The organism is Ensifer sp. WSM1721 (genome assembly GCF_000513895.2).
GTDB lineage: Bacteria > Pseudomonadota > Alphaproteobacteria > Rhizobiales > Rhizobiaceae > Sinorhizobium.
The window spans coordinates 1,300,136-1,320,273 of the sequence record NZ_CP165783.1 but is presented as its reverse complement, the minus strand read 5'-3'; the positions used below and the strand labels follow the sequence as shown (position 1 = coordinate 1,320,273).

The following is a 20,138-nucleotide window of genomic DNA, read 5'->3' as shown; positions in this document are numbered from 1 at the left end:
CAGTGTATCACTCGTTTAGTAAAATTTTATCGCCACTTTTTCAATCGCAAGCAGCAGCAAGCGTGGTCACGGATTCGCTGGCCTTGGAAGTTTTGGCGGGTATGCTTGCATACATGCCGGTGGTGCGGAACTCGGTCGGGCTCGCGCCGAAGACGCGGCGAAAGACCTTGGCGAAATAATTGGGATCCTCGAAGCCGGACATGATCGCCACTTCCTTGACCGGCAGGTCCGCGGTCTTGGTCAGAAGCTTCACCGCTCGCTGCAGCCGCTTCTGCAGCACGAATTCGGCCGGCGGCATGCCTTCGCTCGCGGCGAAGACCCGGGAGAAATGCGCACGGCTCAGGCCCGAGACGCGGGCGAGTTCCTCGACCGGCAGCGGCTTTTCGAGATTCGCCAGGATGTGATCGATGACGTGCTGCATCTTCCGGTACTCCTCGCTGAAGACCGGGTGCGATCCGAAGACGTCGTCATAAAGCGCCATAGCCGCCTCATAGGCGATCGCCGAGGCGCGGCCCGGCGTTTCGCCGCCGGTGATGAGCCGCAGGCTGCAGTCGGCGAGATGCTCGACCGTCTCCGGCTGCAGCTTGAGCACGGGGCCGGTGACCGCGAGAATGGCCCGGTGGACACGCAGCGCCTCCTCGCCGTTCATCGAGATCCAGAAGAACTCCCAGCGCCCGCCTTCCTCCAGCCAATAGCGGTGATTGTGCGGCACGAGCAGGAGCAGCGTCTCGCCCGGGCGCAAGCGGTAGCTGCGGTTCTCGTAACGTAAGTTGCCGGCGCCGCCGATCGTGTGCTGCAGCACGGTAAAGGGCGTCTGGCCGCGCTTGCGGCCGTCCCAATCGTAACTCGCATCGGTCCTGATCTCGTAGCCGGTGCTTGTCGGCATGGTGTGCAGGCTCTGGCGTCCGCGCGGCAGCGAGACGGTCCGCATCACCGGCCCCCGATCGATCAATTGTTGCAGCACAGAATTACCCATGAAAGCACAATACCTCTCTAGTCGCGTCGCCGATTATGCACATAATGCCCACAGATCGCGCAAGATGCCGGGGTTATCCGGCGTCTGAAGCTGGGTTTTGGCGAGGAAGGGGCCGCATCGATGCCCCCAATCAATTCGATGAATTGATTTTACCCTTATAGCGCGAATTACGCATGACGAGGAGGGAAAAGAGTACCATGGGCAGCTTCAAGATCGCCATTATCGGCGCCGGCAGCGTGGGTTTCACCAAGAAGCTTTTCACCGACATCCTGTCCGTGCCGGAGCTGCGGGACGTCGAGTTCGCCTTGACCGACGTGAGCGAGCACAATCTTAACATGATCAAGACGATCCTCGACCGGATCGTCGAGGCAAACGGGCTGCCGACGCGCGTGACTGCAACCACCGAGCGCCGCAAGGCGCTAGAAGGCGCGCGCTATATCATCAGCTGCGTGCGGGTCGGCGGGCTCGAAGCCTATGCCGACGATATCCGCATTCCGCTGAAATACGGCGTCGACCAATGCGTCGGCGACACCATCTGCGCCGGCGGCATACTCTATGGCCAGCGCAACGTCCCGGTGATCCTCGATTTCTGCAAGGATATTCGCGAAGTGGCGGAGCCGGGCGCGAAGTTCCTGAATTATGCCAATCCAATGGCGATGAACACCTGGGCGGCAATCGAATACGGCAAGGTCGACACGATCGGTCTCTGCCACGGCGTCCAGCACGGGGCGGAGCAGATCGCCGAGATTCTCGGTGCCAGGGAAGGTGAGCTCGATTACATCTGCTCCGGCATCAATCACCAGACCTGGTTCATCGACGTACGGGTGAAGGGCCGCAAGATCGGCAAGGACGAACTCGTCGCAGCCTTCGAGGCGCATCCGGCCTTCTCCAAGCAGGAAAAACTGCGGATCGACGTGTTGAAGCGCTTCGGCGTATATTCGACCGAAAGCAATGGGCATCTTTCCGAATACCTGCCCTGGTATCGAAAGCGTCCGGACGAAATCACCAAATGGATCGACATGTCGGACTGGATCCACGGCGAGACCGGCGGTTATCTGCGTTACTCGACCGAGACACGCAACTGGTTCGAGACGGAATATCCGCGCTTCCTCGAAGAGGCCGGCAGACCGCTCGAGACGATCAAGCGCTCGAACGAACATGCGAGCCACATTCTCGAGGCGCTCGAGACGGGGCGCGTCTATCGCGGCCACTTTAACGTGAAGAACAATGGCGTGATCACCAACCTGCCGGTCGATGCGATCATCGAGTCGCCCGGCTTCGTCGACCGCTTCGGCATCAATATGGTGGCTGGCATCACGCTGCCGGAAGCCTGTGCGGCCACCTGCATCTCGTCGATCAACGTCCAGCGCATGTCGGTCCATGCGGCGATCACCGGCGACATCGATCTCCTGAAGCTCGCCGTGCTGCACGATCCGCTGGTCGGCGCGATCTGCACGCCGGAGGAGGTCTGGCAGATGGTCGATGAGATGGTGGTAGCTCAAGCGAAGTGGCTGCCGCAATATGCGCATGCGACCGACGCGGCGAAGGAGCGGCTCGCCCGCGCGACGGTGAAGACCCGCGACTGGAAGGGTGCCGCGCGACGTGACGTGCGCTCGATCGAGGAAATCCGCGCCGAGAAGGAAGCCGCGAAATTGCGGGCTGCCGGCTAGGCTCCGGCTGAGAAAGTGTGAGCGGTCTGCCGCTCGCATCCGCGCCAGGCCTTTGGAAGGACAGCGCGAAACGGCATCCGCTTGAGGAGCGGATGCCGTTCCGGCGGGGCGCCTGTCGCCACGCCGCAGACCGTTAGGAGGAGCGCCACCCGTACCGGCGTGGCGAATACAGGAGGGAGAACCTGAGGCAATGAAAACGCACCGACTGAAAACAACGGCGAGCCTGCTCATCGGTATATCCGCCTTCGCCGTGCAGACCTTTGCGTCGGAACCGACCGTCGTGCCCGAGCAGCCGCCAGTCCCGGCGCAGGGCAAGATCACCTATGTGCCGCGCGATTCCATTCTCGAGTTCAAGGCGTTGTCCGAATACAAGGAACCGGAATGGGTGACGGAGAAATTCGTTGAGACCGGTAAGCTGCCGCCTGTCGCCGAGCGCCTGCCGAAGGAGCCGATGGTCTTCAAGACCGGCAACATGCCGGACGGAATGGGCGTCTATGGCGACGTGATGCGTCACGTGATCGGCGGCCGCCCGGAGGGCTGGAACTACAGCGCCGGCCAGACGCAAGGGTGGGGCGGCATCGATATCGGCATGTTCGAATGCCTGACCCGCACCGCGCCGCTCTTCCAGGTGGAGGCGTCGGACGTCGAGCCGCTGCCGAATCTCGCCAAGAGCTGGGAATGGTCCGAGGACGGGCACAAGCTCACCATGCACCTGATCGAGGGCGCGAAATGGTCGGACGGCGACCCCTTCGACGCCGACGATGTGATGTTCTATTGGGACGACAATGTCGTCGACCCGAACGTCTCGCCGCTGAACGGCGCCACGCCCGAGACCTTCGGCGAGGGTACGACGCTGAAGAAGGTCGACCAGTACACGATCGAGTGGACCTTCAAGGACGCCTTCCCGCGCCAGCATCTCTATGCCATGGCCTACGGCACCTTCTGCCCCGGTCCGTCGCATATACTGAAGACCAAGCATCCGAAATATGCCGGCACGACCTACGACCAGTATAAGAACGGCTTCCCGCCGGAATACATGAACCTTCCGGTGATGGGCGCCTGGGTTCCGGTCGCCTACCGGCCCGACGACATCATCGTGCTTCGCCGCAACCCCTATTACTGGAAGGTGGACGAGGCCGGTAACCAGCTCCCCTATCTGCACGAAGCCCATTACAAGCTCTCGACCTGGGCCGACCGGGACGTGCAGGCGATCGCGGGTTCGGGTGACTTCTCGAACCTCGAACAGCCTGAAAACTTCGTGGAGTCGCTGAAGCGCGCAGCCAATGAATCGGCCCCGGCGCGGCTCGCCTTCGGTCCGCGCGTCATCGGCTACAATCTGCGCATGAACTACTCGGCCAATGGCTGGGGCGAGCCGGACGAACGTGGCCAAGCGGTGCGGGAGCTCAACCGCAACCTCGACTTCCGCAAGGCCGTGACCATGGCGGTCGATCGCAAGAAGCTCGGCGAGGCGCTGGTGAAGGGGCCCTTCACGGCGATCTATCCGGGCGGGCTTTCCTCCGGCACGAGCTTCTACGACCGGAACTCGACCATCTACTACCCCTATGACCTCGAAGGCGCCAAGGCGCTCCTCGAAAAGGTAGGCTTGAAGGACACGGACGGCAACGGCTTCGTGAACTTCCCGGAAGGGACCGCCGGTGGTGCTGACGTGCAGATCGTGATACTCGTCAATTCGGACTACGGCACCGACCGCAACCTCGCGGAAGGCCTGATCGGTCAGATGGAACAGCTCGGCCTCAAGGTGGTCTTGAACGCGGTTGACGGCACCAAGCGCGACGCGACGCAATATGCGGGCAAGTTCGACTGGCTCATCCGCCGCAACGACCAGGAGCTGACCTCTGTCGTGCAGAACACCACGCAGCTCGCTCCGACCGGTCCCCGTACGAGCTGGCATCATCGTGCGCCGGAAAGCGGCCAGGTCGATCTCCTGCCGCACGAGAAGGAGCTCGTCGACATCGTCAACAAGTTCATCGCCAGCCAAGACAACGAAGAGCGGGCGGAACTCATGAAGCAATTCCAGAAGATCTCGACGACCAACGTCGATACGGTAGGCCTCACCGAATATCCGGGGGCGCTGATCATCAACAAGCGCTTCTCGAACATTCCTCCGGGCGCGCCGATCTTCATGTTCAACTGGGCGGAAGACACGATCATCCGCGAGCGGGTCTTCGTCGCGGCCGACAAGCAGGGCGACTACGAGCTCTATCCTGAGCAGCTTCCCGGCAAGCCCGGCGATAGCGGCCCGAGCAACTGAAACTGAACCGCGCCTCCCGGCCTCCAAGCCGGAACCGGGAGGCGACAGCCATTTCACTCGGCGGCGATGCCGGCAGCCCCGGCGTCGCTTGCGGAAAACCGACAGAAGGAAACGGCCATGTTCAGATTTCTGCTTGTCCGCGTCGCCTCTGCCATACCGGTCCTCGTCGTCTTGAGCGTGGTGACCTTCGCCATCATTCAGGCGCCGCCCGGAGACTATAGCGACTACATCCGCTCGCAGCTCATCAACCAGGGTGGGGCCTCTTTCGAGGAGGCGGATGCCCAGGCCCAGGCCTATCGCAAGGAGCATGGTCTCGACCAGCCGCTGCCGCTCCAATACGTCAACTGGATCACCGGCATCGTGACGCGCGGCGATTTCGGCCACAGCCTCTATTACAACAAGCCGGTTGCCGACGTCGTCGGCGAACGCCTGCCGCGCACGCTGGCGCTGGCGCTCGTCTGCCATATCCTGGCTTCCGCCATCGGCATCGGCTTCGGTATTCTTGCCGCGACGCGGCAATATTCTTGGGTCGACAGCCTGCTTTCGACCGTTTCCTTCCTCGGCATGACGGTGCCGCGCTTCCTGATGGCGCTGATCATCGTCTATATCCTCGTCTTCCATTTCAATGTGAGCGAAATCAACAGCTTCCATTCCGCCCGCTATGGCGGTGCGCCCTGGTCCTGGGACAAGTTCGTCGATCTGGTGAAGCATGTCTGGCCTGTGGTGGCGATCGCCACCTTCGGCGGGCTCGCCTACAACATGCGCGTGATGCGTGGCAACCTGCTCGACACGCTGAACGCCCAATATGTCGAGACGGCGCGCGCCAAGGGCCTGAGCGAGGGCGCCGTGGTGATGCGGCATGCCGTTCCCAATGCGCTGCACCCGCTCATCATGTATCAGGGCGTCGTGCTTCCATACATGCTGACCGGCGAGATCGAGACGGCGATCATCTTCGCGCTGCCGACCGTCGGCCCGGCGATCGTCGGCTCCATGTGGGTGGGCGACGTCTATGTAACCGCGACCTTCATGCTGGTTCTCTCAGCAACGCTGATCGTCGGCAACATCATCGCCGACATGCTTCTCGCCGCGCTCGATCCGCGCGTGCGCATGGGAGGAGGGGCCTACGCATGAGCATCGAAGCCCACAGCACCGTTCCGGTCGCGATCGAGCCGGAAGAAAAGCACCACCACGAGAGCTATACCGCCTTGGTCTGGCGGCGGCTGAAGCGCTCCTGGACCGGCCTGCTCGGCCTCATCCTCGTCAGCCTTCTGATCCTCATGGCGGTGTTCGCCGATTTCCTTTCGCCGGTCGACCCGAAGGCGACCGGGGTCGCTTTCGCGCAGCCGCAGACGATCAGCTTCCGAGACAAGGACGGCAATTTCGTTTTTCCGCCGCGCAGCTATCCGGTGCGCGAGACCGACGAGCTCGACCCGATCACCTTCCAGCCGATCATCGGCCCGGACTATGACAATCCGCAGGTTCTCGGTTTCTTCGTCAAGGGCGCGCCCTACAGGCTCTTCGGGCTGATCCCGGCCGAGAGGCATCTCTTCGGCGCCGTCGACGGCACGCCCGTACATCTGCTCGGCACCGACAAGTTCGGCCGTGATGTGCTCTCTCGCATTTTGTACGGCTCGCGCATCTCGCTGATGATCGCACTTGTCGTCGTCTCGATCGTCACCGTGGTGGGTACGACGGTCGGCATGGTGTCCGGCTATTTCGGCGGGCGCTTCGACGCCTGGGTCCAGCGCTTCGTCGAGCTCGTGCTTGCTTTCCCACAATTGCCGCTCTATCTGGCGCTCGCCTCGCTGATCCCGGTCACGGCGCCGACCAATGTGTTCCTCGCCTTCGTCATCATCGTGATGTCGGCGCTCGGCTGGGCGCAGATGTCGCGGGAAGTCCGCGGCAAGACGCTGGCGCTGGCGCGGATCGATTATGTGCGCGCGGCGATCGCCATCGGCGCGACCGACCGGCGCATCATCTTCCAGCATATCTTCCCGAACGTGATGAGCCACGTGATCGTCGCGGTGACGCTCGCCATTCCGCAGGTGGTTCTGCTTGAATCCTTCCTCGGCTTCCTCGGCTTTGCGGTCAAACCGCCGCTCATCTCCTGGGGGTTGATGCTGCAGGATACGGCCAATTATTCGGCGATCGGCTCCTATCCCTGGATTCTCTCGCCCGTCGCCTTCGTGCTCGTCACCGTCTTCGCCTTCAATGCGCTGGGTGACGGTCTGCGCGACGCAATCGACCCCTATTGAGGAGCACGCCGATGGCAACAATCGAAAGCACCGTCACGGCACCCGAAGAGCGGCGGGACCGCCAAACGAAGGATACGCGGCCGATCATCGACGCCCGCAAGGTTGCCGTCACCTTCAAGGTCGAGAACGGCACGGTTGAGGCGGTAAAGGATGTTTCCTTCCAGCTTTACCGGGGAGAGACGATCGCGATCGTCGGCGAGTCCGGTTCCGGCAAGTCCGTGACGGCACGCACTGTCATGGGGCTTTTGTCGAAGCGTGCCACCATCGCCTCGCACTCGCGCATCGAATATGACGGCCGCGACGTCCTGAAATTCTCCGCCCGGCAGCGCCGGGCGCTGCGTGGCGACCGCATCTCGATGATCTTCCAGGAGCCGATGAGTTCGCTGAATCCAGTTTATACAATCGGTAGCCAGATCATCGAGGCGATACGCGCACACCGCCGGGTGAGCCGGCGGGCCGCCGCCGAGCGGGCGCTCGAACTCTTGCGCCACGTGCAGATCCCGGACCCGGAGGCGCGGCTCAACCAGTATCCGCACCAGCTTTCCGGCGGCCAGCGTCAGCGCGTAATGATCGCCATGGCGCTTGCCAACGATCCGGACGTGCTGATCGCGGACGAGCCGACGACGGCGCTCGACGTCACCGTGCAGGCGCAGATCTTGAACCTCATCCGCAAGCTGCAGCAGGAGCTCGGCATGGCGGTGATCCTGATCACCCACGACCTGACCGTCGTGCGGCAGTTCTCCGACTATGTCTATGTGATGCAGCTCGGCGAGGTGAAGGAGCACAACACGACCGAGGCGCTTTTCGCCAACCCGCAGCATGCCTATACGCGCCGGCTGCTCGCCTCCGAGCCCTCGGGGAGAGCCAAGCCGCTGCCGGACAACTCGCCGATCATGCTCGACGGCCGCAATGTCCGGGTCTCTTTCATGCTGAAGAAGGGCGGCTTCTTCAGGCCGGAACTGAAGGAGCTCGTCGCCGTCGACAGCCTCAGTCTCAATCTCCGCCGGCACGAGACGCTCGGCCTCGTCGGCGAGTCCGGTTCAGGCAAGACCACTTTCGGCCAGGCGCTGATCCGGCTGATCAACACCGACGGCGGGGAAATCCGCTTCGACGGCGAGCCGATCCACAACAAGGATCGTAAGGGCATGCGGCCGCTGCGCTCGAAGATCCAGATCGTCTTCCAGGATCCCTTCGCCTCGCTCAACCCGCGCATGTCGATCGGTCAGATCATCGAAGAGGGCTTGATCGTCAACGGCATCGGCGCGAACCGCAAGGACAGGCTGGCGCGGGTCGAGGACGCGCTCTTGAGCGCCGGCATGCCGGCCAACATCCTCTCGCGCTTCCCGCACGAGTTCTCCGGCGGCCAACGCCAGCGCATCGCAATCGCCCGCGCCATCGCGCTCGAACCGGAATTCATCCTGCTCGACGAGCCGACCTCGGCGCTTGATCTCTCGGTCCAGGCCCAGATCATCGAGCTCCTGCGCAAGCTCCAGGACGAGCGGGGCTTGAGCTACCTCTTCATCTCCCATGACCTGAAGGTCGTGCGCGCGCTCTGCCATCGCGTCGTGGTGATGCAACACGGCAAGATCGTCGAAGAGGGGCCGGTAAATGAAATTCTCTCCAATCCCAAGACCGCCTACACGGAGCGGCTGGTAAGAGCCGCCTTCGAAGTGGCCACATGACCATGCAAGAACAGAGGAATCCCATGACCAGGCAACCCAAGATCACCTTCATCGGCGCGGGCTCGACCGTTTTCATGAAGAACATCATCGGCGATGTGTTGCAGCGGCCGGCGCTTTCCGCCGCGACAATCGCGCTGATGGACCTGAACCCGGAACGCCTCGCGGAAAGCGAGATCGTCGCCGGCAAGCTGGTGCGCACCCTCGGCGTCACGGCCAAGATCGAGACCCATTCCAACCAGCGCAAGGCGCTTGAAGGAGCAGACTTCGTCGTCGTCGCCTTCCAGATCGGCGGCTATGAGCCCTGCACGGTCACCGATTTCGAGGTGCCGAAGAAATACGGGCTGCGCCAGACGATCGCCGACACGCTCGGCGTCGGCGGCATCATGCGCGGGCTTCGCACCGTGCCGCATCTCTGGAAGATCTGCGAGGACATGCTTCAGGTCTGCCCCGAGGCGATCCTCCTGCAATATGTGAACCCGATGGCGATCAACACCTGGGCGATCTCGGAGAAGTACCCGACGATCAAGCAGGTGGGCCTCTGCCACTCGGTGCAGGGCACGGCCTTCGAGCTTGCCCGCGACCTTGAGATCCCGCTCGAGGAAATCCGCTACCGCGCCGCCGGCATCAACCACATGGCCTTCTATCTCAAATTCGAGCACCGCCAGAAGGACGGCAGCTACCGCGACCTCTATCCGGATCTGATCCGCGGCTACCGCGAGGGGCGCTTCCCGAAGCCCAGCCACTGGAACCCGCGCTGCCCCAACAAGGTGCGCTATGAGATGCTGACGCGGCTCGGCTATTTCGTCACCGAAAGCTCGGAGCACTTCGCCGAATACACGCCCTATTTCATCAAGGACGGCCGCCCGGACCTGATCGAGAAATTCGGCATTCCGCTCGACGAATATCCGAAGCGCTGCATCGAGCAGATCGAGCGTTGGAAGGAGCAGGCGGCGGCCTACAGGGAAGCCGAGACGATCGAGGTGGCCGAGAGCCACGAATATGCCTCCTCGATCATGAACTCGGTCTGGACCGGCGAGCCTTCCGTGATCTACGGCAACCTCAGGAACAACGGCTGCATCACCTCGCTGCCGGAAAACTGCGCCGCGGAAGTCCCCTGCCTCGTCGATGCCTCGGGCATCCAGCCGACCTATATCGGCGCGCTGCCGCCGCAACTGACCGCGCTCATCCGCACCAACATCAACGTCCAGGAGCTGACGGTCCAGGCGCTCGTCACCGAAAACCGCGAGCACCTCTATCACGCGGCGATGATGGATCCGCACACGGCCGCCGAGCTCGACCTCGACCAGATCTGGTCGCTCGTCGACGACCTGCTCGTCGCCCATCGCGACTGGATCCCGGAATGGGCCCGCGTGTCGAAAAAGGTAGCGGCCGCCTGATTTCTTCTCCCGGTCAGGCGACCATCTGGCCCCGGAACCTCAGAGGTTCCGGGGCTTTCTTTTACAGCGCCGTGCGTCTTTTCAGACGCACAACGGACGCTGTAGCACTTTGAATTGCTGCATTTTTTCCTTAAATCGGGTACGATTTAAGGAAACATGCAGTAGCTTGGAACGCAGGCCGCCGACATCGCGCCTCAGGCACGGCAGTGAGGCAGACATCGGCGCGACACTCTTAGGTGTCACGCGCCAGGCGTTGCACAAGACCTCGCCGACCGCGCTCCATGACAACCGCATGGTTCCAACTGAAGACAGGCTTCAGGATGAATGACAGTCTCACCATCCAAGGCTTCGTGACCTTGACGATCCAGTCATAGCGCACATTGCATTTCGAACCGTCCGGTTGCAGCGTCCAGCGACCAACGCCTTCGAGCTCGCCGTAAGCTCTCCCCTCGATGATGGACAGCGGTTCTACCCTGATCGTTTCCATTTCGAAGGCCAGGTCATAGGGTAGGGCAGTGGACCATTTCATCCGGCGGATCGCGCCGATGCCCATCCCGTCGCCTTCACGCAGAAGCGTGACCTCCTTCACCGAGGGCCACCACTCCGGCCAGGTCTCGGGCGTGCTCAGGACCCGCCAAACATCCTCGACCGAAGCGTCGAGGGCCCAGTTCGTGACAAGATGAAACTCGGTCGATGACATCGGACCGCCACGCTACCACTTCCCACGCCTAGTATAACCTTGAACTCTGACAGTTTCATCGTGGCGCCTTTGTTCACGTCCGTCCGGGCTAACGCGTCCAGTCGTCGATGCTCAGGCCGTCGACGCGCTGGAACTCACCCATATTATTCGTGACGAGCGTTAGACCGCGTGCTTTTGCCTGGCCGGCGATCAAGGCGTCGTATGGGCCGATCGGCGTACCTTTCACCGCAAGGGTTGCGCGAATTTCGCCCGCGACAAAGGCATCATTGCGATCGAATTCCAGGAGCGGAAAGTCCGCCAGCAGCAGCCGCACCGTTTCCAAGTTGTACGCGACCTTTGCGCTCTTATGTGCTCCGAAGTAAAGCTCGTGCGCGACGATCGCGGAAATGCCGATGCTGCCTTGCTCACACGCCAGAATACGTCCGACGAGTGCATCGGATTTGCGGCCGATAAGCACAATCACCGCACTCGTGTCCAGAAGGTGCGAGATCACTTGAAGGTCGCTTCAAGCGCCGGCCGGTCTTGTGCATCCGGCTGTTCGCGACCGGCAACCATGAAGTCGTCGCTCGCGCCGCGCTGCAATGCGGCCCTTAGGGAAGACCACGCCGGACGGTCCTCGACATGTGGACGCAGGATCAGCGAATCGCCTTCCTGCGTCACTTCCACCCGCTCGACATCGAAGCGGAACTCCTTCGGCAACCGGACAGCTTGTGAGTTGCCCGACTGAAACACCCGCGCAAGATGGGGCATGGTTCCGCCTCCTTGAATGTATATACTACAACGTATATACGCCCTGCCGCCGAGCGTTGCAAGGGCTCACCGCGGCCAGCTTTCCAGCACCTCGACGAAATGCGTGAGCCAGGCATTCGTCTGGTGGCCGTCGAGGCCACGGTGGTCGATGGTGAGCGATACATAGGCCATCGGCCGAATCTGGATGGTATCGGCACCGTCGACCTCCCGCACGACCACCCGCTTTTCAAGCTTTCCGACGCCGAGGATCGCTGATTGCGGCTGGTTGATGATGATCGGTGCTGCAAGCAGTGATCCGGAGACGCCGTGATTGGAGATGGTGAAGGTTCCGCCTTTCACGTCGGCGCTTGTCAGGGTGTTTTCTCGCGCACGCGCCGTCAGGTCCTGCAACCTCGCCGCTATTTGTGCAAGCGTGAGGTTCTGCGCCCGGTGGATGACCGGCACGATCAGCCCCTTGTCGCCGAGCGCGATGCCGACGCCGATATTGATATCGTCGAAGATTTCGAGCGCATCGTCGTGCCAGCGGCTATTGACTTCGGGGATCGCCCGCATCGCCGAGACGCAGGCTGAGATGATATAGGCCGTGTAGGAGAGATTGATGCCGGTCGCGGCGAGCTCTTGCCTGTGCATATCCCGATGGCGCATGACCGCCGAGAAATCCGCTTCGAACACGGCCGTAACATGCGGCGCGGTCGTGACGGACTTAAGCATGTGGTCCGCGATCGCGGCCCGCATGCCGCTGTGGGGTATCCTGCGCGATAGGAGCGATCCTCCCGCATCAGCGGATGGGGCGGGGCTCGGTTTGAAAGCTGCTCGCGGTTCCGGCGCTCCCGCCGCGGAACGCTCCGTCTTGGCGGCGAAGGCCCGGTCCATATCGGCGCGGGTGACGCGTCCGTCCCGTCCGGTGCCGGTCACGGTCGTCGGGTCTATGCCGTATTCTTCCGCCGCATGACGCACGGCCGGCGAATAATGGGCGGTCTGCCCCTGCGCGGATGATGCGATCAGTGCCGGTGCGACAGGCTGTTCGGCGACCGCGGCATGGCTGCCGAGCCGGCCGAGAACGGCGCCGGGCGTTGCATTGTCGCCGTTTTCCATGAGGATTTCCGTGAGCACGCCGTCGGCGGGAGCGGCCACCTCCTGCGTCACTTTGTCGGTCTCGAGCTCGACCACGGCATCGCCCGCCTTCACGGCCTCGCCGATCTTCTTCAGCCAGTTGCGCACGACCGCCTTGGTCCCCTCCTGCTCCAGGGGGGCGTTGATGTCGATGAGGTCGCCCATGCTCAGTACTCCAGGAGGTCGGTGATCTTCCGGCGGATCCGCTCCGTCGAGGGCACCGCCCAGTCGAGCAGGACGGGATTATGGGGACTTGGAATATCGGGCATGGTCAAGCGCGAAACCGGGGCGTCGAGATCGATGAAGGCCTCGTCCGCCACCGCCGCGGCGATTTCCGCGCCGAAGCCGGCCGTACCCAAATCCTCATGCACGATCAGGCAGCGGCGCGTGCGGCGTACGCAGGAAAGGACCGCGTCCCGGTCCCACGGCATCAGGGTCCTGAGATCGATGACGTCGGCGGAAATCCCCTCGGCCGCCTCTTCGCAACGGGGCACCATCGCCCCCCAGGTGACTATAGTGATGTCGTTGCCCCGGCGAACGAACTTCGCCTTGCCGAAGGGCAGCGCGAAGGCGTCTCCCGGATAAGGACGCCGCGCCCAGGGGTGGTCGAGCATGGCGCGATGCTCGAAGAAGATCACCGGGTCGTTGCCTCTAAGCGAGGTGCGCAGGAGTCCGACGGCATCCTCGGCATTGGACGGGACGGCGACCTTCCAGCCGGGCTGATGAACGAAGGCGACCTCATTCGTCTGGCTGTGCCACGGATCGCCGCATTTGAAGAAGCCGCCCGGCATACGCAGCACGATCGGCGCGGCAAAGCGGTTGTTGGTCCGCCAGCGGATCGTGCCGCAATCATTGATCTGCTCGATCGCAGGTTCCGCATATTTGCGGAACTGGATCTCCGGAACGGGGACAAGGCCCGCAAGCGCCATGCCGACCGCACGGCCGACGATGCCTTCTTCCGAAAGCGAGGTGTCGAAGACGCGGGTCGCGCCGTATTTCTCCTGCAGCCCGAGGGTGACGGCGTGGACGCCGCCCTTCGGACCGATGTCTTCGCCAAAGAGCACGAGCTTTTGGTTGATCGACATTTCGTGATCGAGCGTGCGCCGGATCGCCGTCACCATGTTGATCCGCTGACCGTCGCCTGTCGCTGTCTCGGTCGTTTCGGGCGGCCGATAGCCGGCCGGGTACTGGCCGCCCATGGTTTGCATGGGGCCCTCGAAGAAGACGTTGCTCGTAACGGTTTCGGGATCGGCGATCGGCCGGGATTCGGCCTCGATACGGGCGCGTTCGGCGGCTGTCCTGGCAAAGCTGACGGCCTCCTGCCATTCCTCTTCACCCAGGACGGCAGGGACCAGGTAATCTTTCAGGCGCGGCAAGGGATCGCGCGCCCATTCACTCCTGATGAGCGCTTCGCTCTTGTAGGCCTGAGTGTCCTGGAAGCTGTGCCCTTCGAGCCGGGGCACTCTCAGGCGAAGCAGCACCGGCATGCGTTCCTCGCGTACCAGCGCCACGGCCCCTTTCGACAGACGCGCTGCCTCCTCGGGGTCGCAGCCGTCGCCGTCGAGCACGGTCAGATTCTTCCAGGCGGCGAGATTGGCGGCGATGTTGCCGTCGGGGGTCTGTAGGGTCGACGGAACCGAGATGCCGAAGCCGTTGTCCTCGATATAGAAGAGCATCGGCAGTCTTTGCGTCGTGGCGGCCGTCAGTGCCGCCCAGAAGCCGTTCGAGGCGACCGAAGCATCGCCGCCGAGAACGACGGCGATTGCACGATCGTAGTCCTTGTTCTTGAGGTGCTTGCTGAAATAGCTGATCGCCTGCGCCCAGCCGGCCGTCGGCGTATATTGCGAACCGACGCCGCCGCACATCGGCAGCGCCGATGCGCCGTTCAGGTTCGGGTAGTTGAAGACGACGCCGATGTCGCGACCATCGGAATAGCCTCCGGAGCGGGCCATCGCCGAGCCGAGTGCGTCGGCCGGATCGACGCCGAGCGCGAGCAGCAGCGGCCGCGAACGATAATAGCCGCAGGCGGCGTCGTGTTTTTCCGTGAGATTAAGCCCGAGCAGGATCTGCGCCATGTCATGGCCGCGTGCGGAGAATTGATAGAGGACCTTCTTTTCCGGAACGAGACGCTTTTCCTCCATTTCGTCGAGTTCGCGGGAGAGCAGCAGGAGGTGGGCGACCCGCTTCCAATCGATGTTCTCGTCCGGTGCATTCCGCCGGTCCGGTTTGAGTGCGGCCTGTGCCATCGCTTGTCTCCTCCAATTCTTCTCTGTATGGAAGATTAGCTCGCGGCACGCGCAAATCGGTTTCAATCTTACAGCATTTTAGCTAGTGATTGATCAAACCGTTTCGTCTTCGGAAGATTTGTGATGAACATGTTCAATCTCGACGCGATCGACCGAAAGATTTTGAGAATCCTGCAGGAACAGGCCGATATCAGCCATGCGGCGCTCGCCGAGGTGGTCGGAGCCTCGTCGGCATCCTGCTGGCGACGCATCAAGGCTCTGGAGACGGCGGGAGTGCTCGGCAAGACCGTCCGGCTTGTCAATCCGGATATGGTCGGACGCGGATTGACCGTCGTCTGCCAGGTGCGGATGAAGTCCCACGACCCCGTGGCGCGGCGCAATTTCGAGCGCTTCGTCGAAGATCACGAGGAAGTCCTGGAATGCTATTCGATGTCGGGCGACTGGGACTATCTTTTGCGCGTCGTCGTAGCGGATGTCGCCGATTACGAGCGGCTCCTCATGCGCGGCATTCTCACCCATGAGGCGGTTGCGAATTCGTCATCCCATTTCGCGCTGAAAAGCGTGAAATACTCGACCGCTGTTCCGGTGTGACGCGGGGATCGAGTCTTGCTGAAGGCAGGTAATGTCACGGGAAAGAGTCGGATGCAGGCGAAGAGCGAAAGATCGGCGGAGGCGGGCTCAAGGCTTATCCAGGCGATCCTGGACGAGACGCAGTTGAGGGCGGCGAGCTTCATCGTTACCATCTATGGCGATGTGGTGGAGCCGCGGGGCGGCGCAATCTGGATCGGCAACCTGATCGAGATTTGCGCCGGTGTCGGCATCAGCGAGACGCTCGTCAGGACTGCCGTGTCACGCCTCGTCACGGCGGGGCGGCTCGCCGGGGAGCGCGAGGGCCGGCGCAGTTTCTATCGCCTTACCGAGCCGGCGCGCGCCGAGTTCGCCGCCGCGGCGCGGATCCTCTTCGGGCCGCCGGAGGAAGTCGCCTGGCATTTCGTTGAGCTCGTGGGGCCATCCATTGAGGAGCGGATGCAGATCCTCGAGCGCTCCGGCCACGCCCGCCTCAGCCCCCGCCTCGCCGTCGGAGTGCGGCCGTTTACCGCCTCGGTCATGCCTGCGGTCGTCTTCCGGGCGGAGGTTGCCGAGGGCACGGATAAGCTCGGCGCCTTTGCGGCGGAATACTGGGATCTGGCACCACATGCGGAGGCGTATAGGGGCTTTCTCCAACGTTTCGATCCTCTTGCCGAACTCCTCGATGGCGGCGCCAGCATCGTCCCGGCGGATTGCCTCACGGCCCGTCTCCTGCTCGTCCACCAATTCCGCTCCGTGGCCCTGCGCGACCCGCGCCTGCCGTCAGAGGTTCTTCCGGCCGGCTGGCCGGGCGAAGACGCGCGCCGCCTGTTCGCCCGGCTCTATTGCAGCCTGTCGCCGCAAGCCGACCTCCATGTCGCACGGAACTTCGTGACGGCGACCGGGCCGCTTCCGATAGCGAGCGAGGCGATGGCGCGTCGGCTGGCGCTGCTGGGCGGTGAGCCCCCCACAAGGCGGAGGAGCTAACCGCGAGGCGGCCGCCAGCCAAATCCACCTTCGCGTATGTCTGTGCTGACATGTCACAAAAATGGAGACAATTTCTGTTGAACTGTGACATATGCTGTGCTAAATAACTAACCGATCGGTCGGTCAATGAAAAATGAAGTGACCGTCGAAATCGGGAGGAGTTGCATGTCCGAGGCCTTCATCTGCGATGCAGTGCGCACGCCCATCGGCCGCTATGGCGGCGCGCTCTCATCCGTCCGGGCCGATGACCTCGCCGCTGTCCCGCTTGCGGCGCTGATGAGCCGCAATCCGGAAGTCGACTGGTCGAAGCTCGACGATCTCATCTACGGCTGCGCGAACCAGGCGGGCGAGGATAATCGCAATGTCGGCCGCATGGCCGTGCTGCTCTCGGGCATGCCCGTTTCGGTTCCGGCGACGACGGTCAACCGCCTCTGCGGATCGGGCATGGATGCAGTGGGCATGGCGGCGAGGGCGATCCGCGCCGGCGACTGCGACATGGTGATCGCCGGCGGCGTCGAAAGCATGAGCCGCGCGCCCTTTGTGATGCCCAAGGCCGAAAGCGCCTTCTCCCGCTCGAATGCGGTATACGACACCACCATCGGCTGGCGCTTTGTGAACCCCAGGCTGAAGGCGGCCTTCGGTGTTGATTCCATGCCGGAGACGGCCGACAATGTGGCCGAGGATTTCGGCGTCAGTCGCGCCGATCAGGATGCGTTCGCCGCCCGCAGCCAGACGCGCTGGGCGGCGGCACAGGAGGCGGGCCTCTTCGCGGAAGAGCATGTTCCGGTCGTGGTGCCGCAAAAGAAGGGCGATCCCATCCTAGTCGACCGCGACGAGCATCCCCGTCCGGGCACGACGGTCGAGCAGCTCGCCAAGCTCAAAGGAGTGAACGCTCCAGACCGCACGGTCACGGCCGGCAACGCTTCGGGCGTCAATGACGGTGCGGCGGCGCTGCTGATCGCGGGTGAGAGGGCGATGAAGGCCGAGGGGCTGACGCCCAAGGCTCGCGTCGTCGCCATGGCGGCGGCGGGCGTCGAACCGCGCATCATGGGCATCGGTCCGGCGCCTGCGGCGCGCAGAGTGCTTGAACGCGCCCGACTATCGATCGATCAGATGGACGTGATCGAACTCAATGAGGCGTTTGCCTCGCAGGCCCTTGCGGTGCTGCGCGACCTTGGGCTGCCGGATGACGCGGCGCATGTGAACCCCAACGGCGGTGCGATTGCCATAGGGCATCCGCTCGGTATGAGCGGCGCACGGCTGGTGACGACCGCCACTTATCAGCTTCATCGCCAGGGCGGCCGCTACGCGCTCTGTACCATGTGCATCGGCGTCGGCCAGGGCATCGCGATCATTCTCGAGCGCGTCTGACGGAGGAGAAGGACCCATGTACGCACAAATGGTGAAAACGGACGCCGCCCGCGTCAAAAGCCTCGACGAGATGGAGCCTCAGGAGCGCGCCTTCCAGGAGCGCATCGATGTGGGCCAGAAGATCGAGCCGAAGGAGTGGATGCCGGAAGGCTATCGCAAGACGCTCATCCGCCAGATCAGCCAGCACGCCCATTCCGAGATCGTCGGCCAGCTGCCCGAGGGCAACTGGATCACCCGCGCGCCGACGCTCGAACGGAAGGCGATCCTGCTTGCCAAGGTGCAGGACGAAGCAGGCCACGGCCTCTATCTCTACTGTGCGGCCGAGACGCTCGGGATCAGCCGCGACGAGATGTATGAGCAGCTGCACTCGGGCAAGGCCAAGTATTCCTCGATCTTCAACTATCCGACGCTCTCCTGGGCGGACATCGGCGCCATCGGCTGGCTGGTCGATGGCGCGGCGATCATGAACCAGGTGCCGCTGCAGCGCTGTTCCTACGGCCCCTATTCCCGCGCGATGATCCGCATCTGCAAGGAGGAGAGCTTCCACCAGCGCCAGGGCTACGACATCCTGATGAAGATGGTGAAGGGCACATCGGCGCAGAAGGTCATGGTGCAGGACGCGCTGAACCGCTGGTGGTGGCCGTCCCTGATGATGTTCGGCCCCTCGGACGACGCCTCGGTTCATTCGGCCCAGTCCATGGCCTGGAAGATCAAGCAAAACTCCAACGACGAACTCCGGCAGAAATTCGTCGACCAGACGGTGCCGCAGGCGAAATATCTCGGTCTCACCGTTCCCGATCCGGAGCTCAAGTGGAACGAGAAGAAGGGCGGCTACGATTTCGGCGAGCCGGACTGGAAAGAATTCTTCGAGGTGATCGCCGGAAACGGCCCGTGCAACGCCGAACGCCTCGGCGCGCGCAAAAAGGCCTGGGAGGACGGCGCCTGGTTCCGGGACGGCCTGACCGCTTATGCCGAGAAGCAGGCCGCTCGCCGCGCCGGCAAGCAGGTCGCCGCCGAATAGGACAATCGGATTTCGCGGGTTCGTTCCGCCAAGTCCGTGAAAGTTGGGAGAGAAACATGTCCAGCGAATGGCCCCTCTGGGAGGTCTTCATCCGCGGCCAGCACGGCCTCAATCATCGCCACGTTGGCAGCCTCCACGCGCCCGATGCCGAGATGGCGATCAACAACGCCCGCGACGTCTATACCCGCCGCAACGAGGGGGTGAGCATCTGGGTGGTGCGTTCGAGCGCTATAGTGGCAAGCTCGCCTTCTGAAAAAGGGCCGCTGTTCGAACCGTCGAACTCGAAAGTCTACCGCCACCCGACGTTCTTCGACATTCCCGATGAAGTGGGGCACATGTGATGGGGAGCGTAACCGTGACGGAAGCGGCCGTCGATCAGGCTGCACTCTTCGAGCTTCTGCTCCGCTTGGGCGATAACACGCTGATCCTCGGCCACCGCCTATCGGAATGGTGCGGCCATGCGCCGGCGCTCGAGGAGGATATCGCGCTTGCCAACACCGCGCTCGACCTGATCGGCCAGACGCAGCTTTGGCTCGGTCTTGCGGGGGAGGTCGAGGGAAAGGGCCGCAGCGCGGACGATCTTGCTTTCCTCCGTGATGCATATGATTTCCGTAACCTGCTGCTTACCGAGCGCCCGAACGGCGATTTCGGCAAGACGCTGATGCGTCAGTTCCTCTTCGACGCCTGGCATTACCTCTGTCTGCAGGCGCTTCTGGGATCCTCCGACAAGCGCATCGCCGAGATCGCCGAGAAGGCGTTGAAGGAAGTATCCTACCATCTCGAACGCAGCCGGGATCTCGTGATCCGTCTCGGCGACGGAACGGCGGAAAGCCACACCCGCATGCAAGAGACGCTTGACGACCTCTGGCCCTATACCGGCGAGATGTTCGTCAACGAGGCGTCCGACGCGGCACTTGCCGCCGCGGATGTTGCCCCCGAGCCTCAGAGTCTCAGGAGCGAGTGGGACGCGCTGGTTGCCGAAACGCTTTCCGAGGCGACGTTGAAAAAACCGGCCGACGGCTACATGCACAAGGGCGGCAAGCGCGGCATCCATACGGAGCATCTCGGCTATATCCTCGCCGATCTGCAATTCCTGCAACGCGCCTATCCGGGCGCCACCTGGTAGGGAGG

Annotated in this window: 18 protein-coding genes; 12 read left to right on the top strand and 6 right to left on the bottom strand. The window is 62.9% G+C overall.

The features are described from left to right. Positions 1-40 precede the first annotated feature (40 nt). Entirely contained in the window at positions 41-976 is a 936-nt protein-coding gene (locus M728_RS23740) for an AraC family transcriptional regulator (RefSeq protein WP_026620827.1), read from the bottom strand. Positions 977-1,173: 197 nt separating this feature from the next. On the opposite strand from M728_RS23740, the gene M728_RS23735 reads away from it, so the two are divergent. The 6 genes from M728_RS23735 (at position 1,174) to M728_RS23710 (ending at position 10,252) form a co-directional block, all read left to right on the top strand. Beyond that, the gene (locus M728_RS23735) at positions 1,174-2,646 is read left to right on the top strand and encodes an alpha-glucosidase/alpha-galactosidase (protein ID WP_026620826.1); all 1,473 of its coding nucleotides are present in this window, start codon (positions 1,174-1,176) and stop codon (positions 2,644-2,646) included. Between the two features lie 190 nt (positions 2,647-2,836). Then, the gene (locus M728_RS23730) at positions 2,837-4,918 is read left to right on the top strand and encodes an ABC transporter substrate-binding protein (RefSeq protein WP_026620825.1); all 2,082 of its coding nucleotides are present in this window, start codon (positions 2,837-2,839) and stop codon (positions 4,916-4,918) included. A 117-nt stretch (positions 4,919-5,035) separates the two neighbouring features. Then, complete coding sequence (locus M728_RS23725; RefSeq protein WP_026620824.1) at positions 5,036-6,049, top strand: ABC transporter permease; 1,014 nt, start codon at positions 5,036-5,038, stop codon at positions 6,047-6,049. Continuing rightward, a complete protein-coding gene (locus M728_RS23720; RefSeq protein ID WP_026620823.1) occupies positions 6,046-7,173 on the top strand; it encodes an ABC transporter permease in 1,128 nt (375 codons plus the stop codon). Before M728_RS23725 ends, M728_RS23720 begins: the two co-directional genes overlap by 4 nt. Before the next feature lie 11 nt (positions 7,174-7,184). Beyond that, entirely contained in the window at positions 7,185-8,855 is a 1,671-nt protein-coding gene (locus tag M728_RS23715) for an ABC transporter ATP-binding protein (RefSeq protein WP_026620822.1), read from the top strand. A gap of 23 nt (positions 8,856-8,878) precedes the next feature. Beyond that, positions 8,879-10,252, top strand: a complete 1,374-nt coding sequence (locus M728_RS23710; RefSeq protein WP_026620821.1) for an alpha-glucosidase/alpha-galactosidase — start codon at positions 8,879-8,881, stop codon at positions 10,250-10,252. A gap of 232 nt (positions 10,253-10,484) precedes the next feature. Here the strand turns inward: M728_RS23710 and M728_RS23705 are convergent, their stop codons facing one another. The 5 genes from M728_RS23705 to M728_RS23685 form a co-directional block, all read right to left on the bottom strand. Further along, complete coding sequence (locus tag M728_RS23705; RefSeq protein WP_026620820.1) at positions 10,485-10,952, bottom strand: SRPBCC family protein; 468 nt, start codon at positions 10,950-10,952, stop codon at positions 10,485-10,487. A gap of 88 nt (positions 10,953-11,040) precedes the next feature. Next, positions 11,041-11,445, bottom strand: coding sequence for a type II toxin-antitoxin system VapC family toxin (locus M728_RS23700; RefSeq protein WP_026620819.1), 405 nt, complete (start codon positions 11,443-11,445; stop codon positions 11,041-11,043). Continuing rightward, complete coding sequence (locus M728_RS23695; protein WP_026620818.1) at positions 11,442-11,702, bottom strand: AbrB/MazE/SpoVT family DNA-binding domain-containing protein; 261 nt, start codon at positions 11,700-11,702, stop codon at positions 11,442-11,444. Before M728_RS23695 ends, M728_RS23700 begins: the two co-directional genes overlap by 4 nt. Before the next feature lie 66 nt (positions 11,703-11,768). Then, on the bottom strand, positions 11,769-12,980 hold the full coding sequence (locus tag M728_RS23690; RefSeq protein ID WP_026620817.1) for a dihydrolipoamide acetyltransferase family protein: 1,212 nt from the start codon (positions 12,978-12,980) through the stop codon (positions 11,769-11,771). A 2-nt stretch (positions 12,981-12,982) separates the two neighbouring features. Beyond that, entirely contained in the window at positions 12,983-15,061 is a 2,079-nt protein-coding gene (locus M728_RS23685; protein WP_026620816.1) for a transketolase C-terminal domain-containing protein, read from the bottom strand. A gap of 123 nt (positions 15,062-15,184) precedes the next feature. Between M728_RS23685 and M728_RS23680 the strand changes: the two genes are divergently transcribed. The 6 genes from M728_RS23680 (at position 15,185) to paaC (ending at position 20,133) form a co-directional block, all read left to right on the top strand. Next, entirely contained in the window at positions 15,185-15,652 is a 468-nt protein-coding gene (locus M728_RS23680; RefSeq protein ID WP_034883628.1) for an Lrp/AsnC family transcriptional regulator, read from the top strand. A gap of 51 nt (positions 15,653-15,703) precedes the next feature. Continuing rightward, the gene (gene paaX, locus M728_RS23675) at positions 15,704-16,615 is read left to right on the top strand and encodes a phenylacetic acid degradation operon negative regulatory protein PaaX (RefSeq protein ID WP_026620814.1); all 912 of its coding nucleotides are present in this window, start codon (positions 15,704-15,706) and stop codon (positions 16,613-16,615) included. A 165-nt stretch (positions 16,616-16,780) separates the two neighbouring features. Beyond that, positions 16,781-17,986, top strand: a complete 1,206-nt coding sequence (gene pcaF / locus M728_RS23670; RefSeq protein ID WP_026620813.1) for a 3-oxoadipyl-CoA thiolase — start codon at positions 16,781-16,783, stop codon at positions 17,984-17,986. Between the two features lie 16 nt (positions 17,987-18,002). Beyond that, entirely contained in the window at positions 18,003-19,007 is a 1,005-nt protein-coding gene (paaA, locus tag M728_RS23665; protein WP_026620812.1) for a 1,2-phenylacetyl-CoA epoxidase subunit PaaA, read from the top strand. Positions 19,008-19,063: 56 nt separating this feature from the next. Continuing rightward, entirely contained in the window at positions 19,064-19,348 is a 285-nt protein-coding gene (gene paaB, locus M728_RS23660; RefSeq protein WP_026620811.1) for a 1,2-phenylacetyl-CoA epoxidase subunit PaaB, read from the top strand. Then, positions 19,348-20,133, top strand: a complete 786-nt coding sequence (paaC, locus tag M728_RS23655; protein ID WP_026620810.1) for a 1,2-phenylacetyl-CoA epoxidase subunit PaaC — start codon at positions 19,348-19,350, stop codon at positions 20,131-20,133. Before paaB ends, paaC begins: the two co-directional genes overlap by 1 nt. The last annotated feature ends 5 nt before the right edge of the window (positions 20,134-20,138 follow it).

Excerpts from the sequence above, each read along its gene's own strand:
- M728_RS23740 (WP_026620827.1), bottom strand. The coding sequence starts at position 976 with ATGGGTAATTCTGTGCTGCAACAATTGATCGATCGGGGGCCGGTGATG.
- M728_RS23735 (WP_026620826.1), top strand. The coding sequence starts at position 1,174 with ATGGGCAGCTTCAAGATCGCCATTATCGGCGCCGGCAGCGTGGGTTTC.
- M728_RS23730 (WP_026620825.1), top strand. The coding sequence starts at position 2,837 with ATGAAAACGCACCGACTGAAAACAACGGCGAGCCTGCTCATCGGTATA.
- M728_RS23725 (WP_026620824.1), top strand. The coding sequence starts at position 5,036 with ATGTTCAGATTTCTGCTTGTCCGCGTCGCCTCTGCCATACCGGTCCTC.
- M728_RS23720 (WP_026620823.1), top strand. The coding sequence starts at position 6,046 with ATGAGCATCGAAGCCCACAGCACCGTTCCGGTCGCGATCGAGCCGGAA.
- M728_RS23715 (WP_026620822.1), top strand. The coding sequence starts at position 7,185 with ATGGCAACAATCGAAAGCACCGTCACGGCACCCGAAGAGCGGCGGGAC.
- M728_RS23710 (WP_026620821.1), top strand. The coding sequence starts at position 8,879 with ATGACCAGGCAACCCAAGATCACCTTCATCGGCGCGGGCTCGACCGTT.
- M728_RS23705 (WP_026620820.1), bottom strand. The coding sequence starts at position 10,952 with ATGTCATCGACCGAGTTTCATCTTGTCACGAACTGGGCCCTCGACGCT.
- M728_RS23695 (WP_026620818.1), bottom strand. The coding sequence starts at position 11,702 with ATGCCCCATCTTGCGCGGGTGTTTCAGTCGGGCAACTCACAAGCTGTC.
- M728_RS23690 (WP_026620817.1), bottom strand. The coding sequence starts at position 12,980 with ATGGGCGACCTCATCGACATCAACGCCCCCCTGGAGCAGGAGGGGACC.
- M728_RS23685 (WP_026620816.1), bottom strand. The coding sequence starts at position 15,061 with ATGGCACAGGCCGCACTCAAACCGGACCGGCGGAATGCACCGGACGAG.
- M728_RS23680 (WP_034883628.1), top strand. The coding sequence starts at position 15,185 with ATGAACATGTTCAATCTCGACGCGATCGACCGAAAGATTTTGAGAATC.
- paaX (WP_026620814.1), top strand. The coding sequence starts at position 15,704 with ATGCAGGCGAAGAGCGAAAGATCGGCGGAGGCGGGCTCAAGGCTTATC.
- pcaF (WP_026620813.1), top strand. The coding sequence starts at position 16,781 with ATGTCCGAGGCCTTCATCTGCGATGCAGTGCGCACGCCCATCGGCCGC.
- paaA (WP_026620812.1), top strand. The coding sequence starts at position 18,003 with ATGTACGCACAAATGGTGAAAACGGACGCCGCCCGCGTCAAAAGCCTC.
- paaB (WP_026620811.1), top strand. The coding sequence starts at position 19,064 with ATGTCCAGCGAATGGCCCCTCTGGGAGGTCTTCATCCGCGGCCAGCAC.
- paaC (WP_026620810.1), top strand. The coding sequence starts at position 19,348 with ATGGGGAGCGTAACCGTGACGGAAGCGGCCGTCGATCAGGCTGCACTC.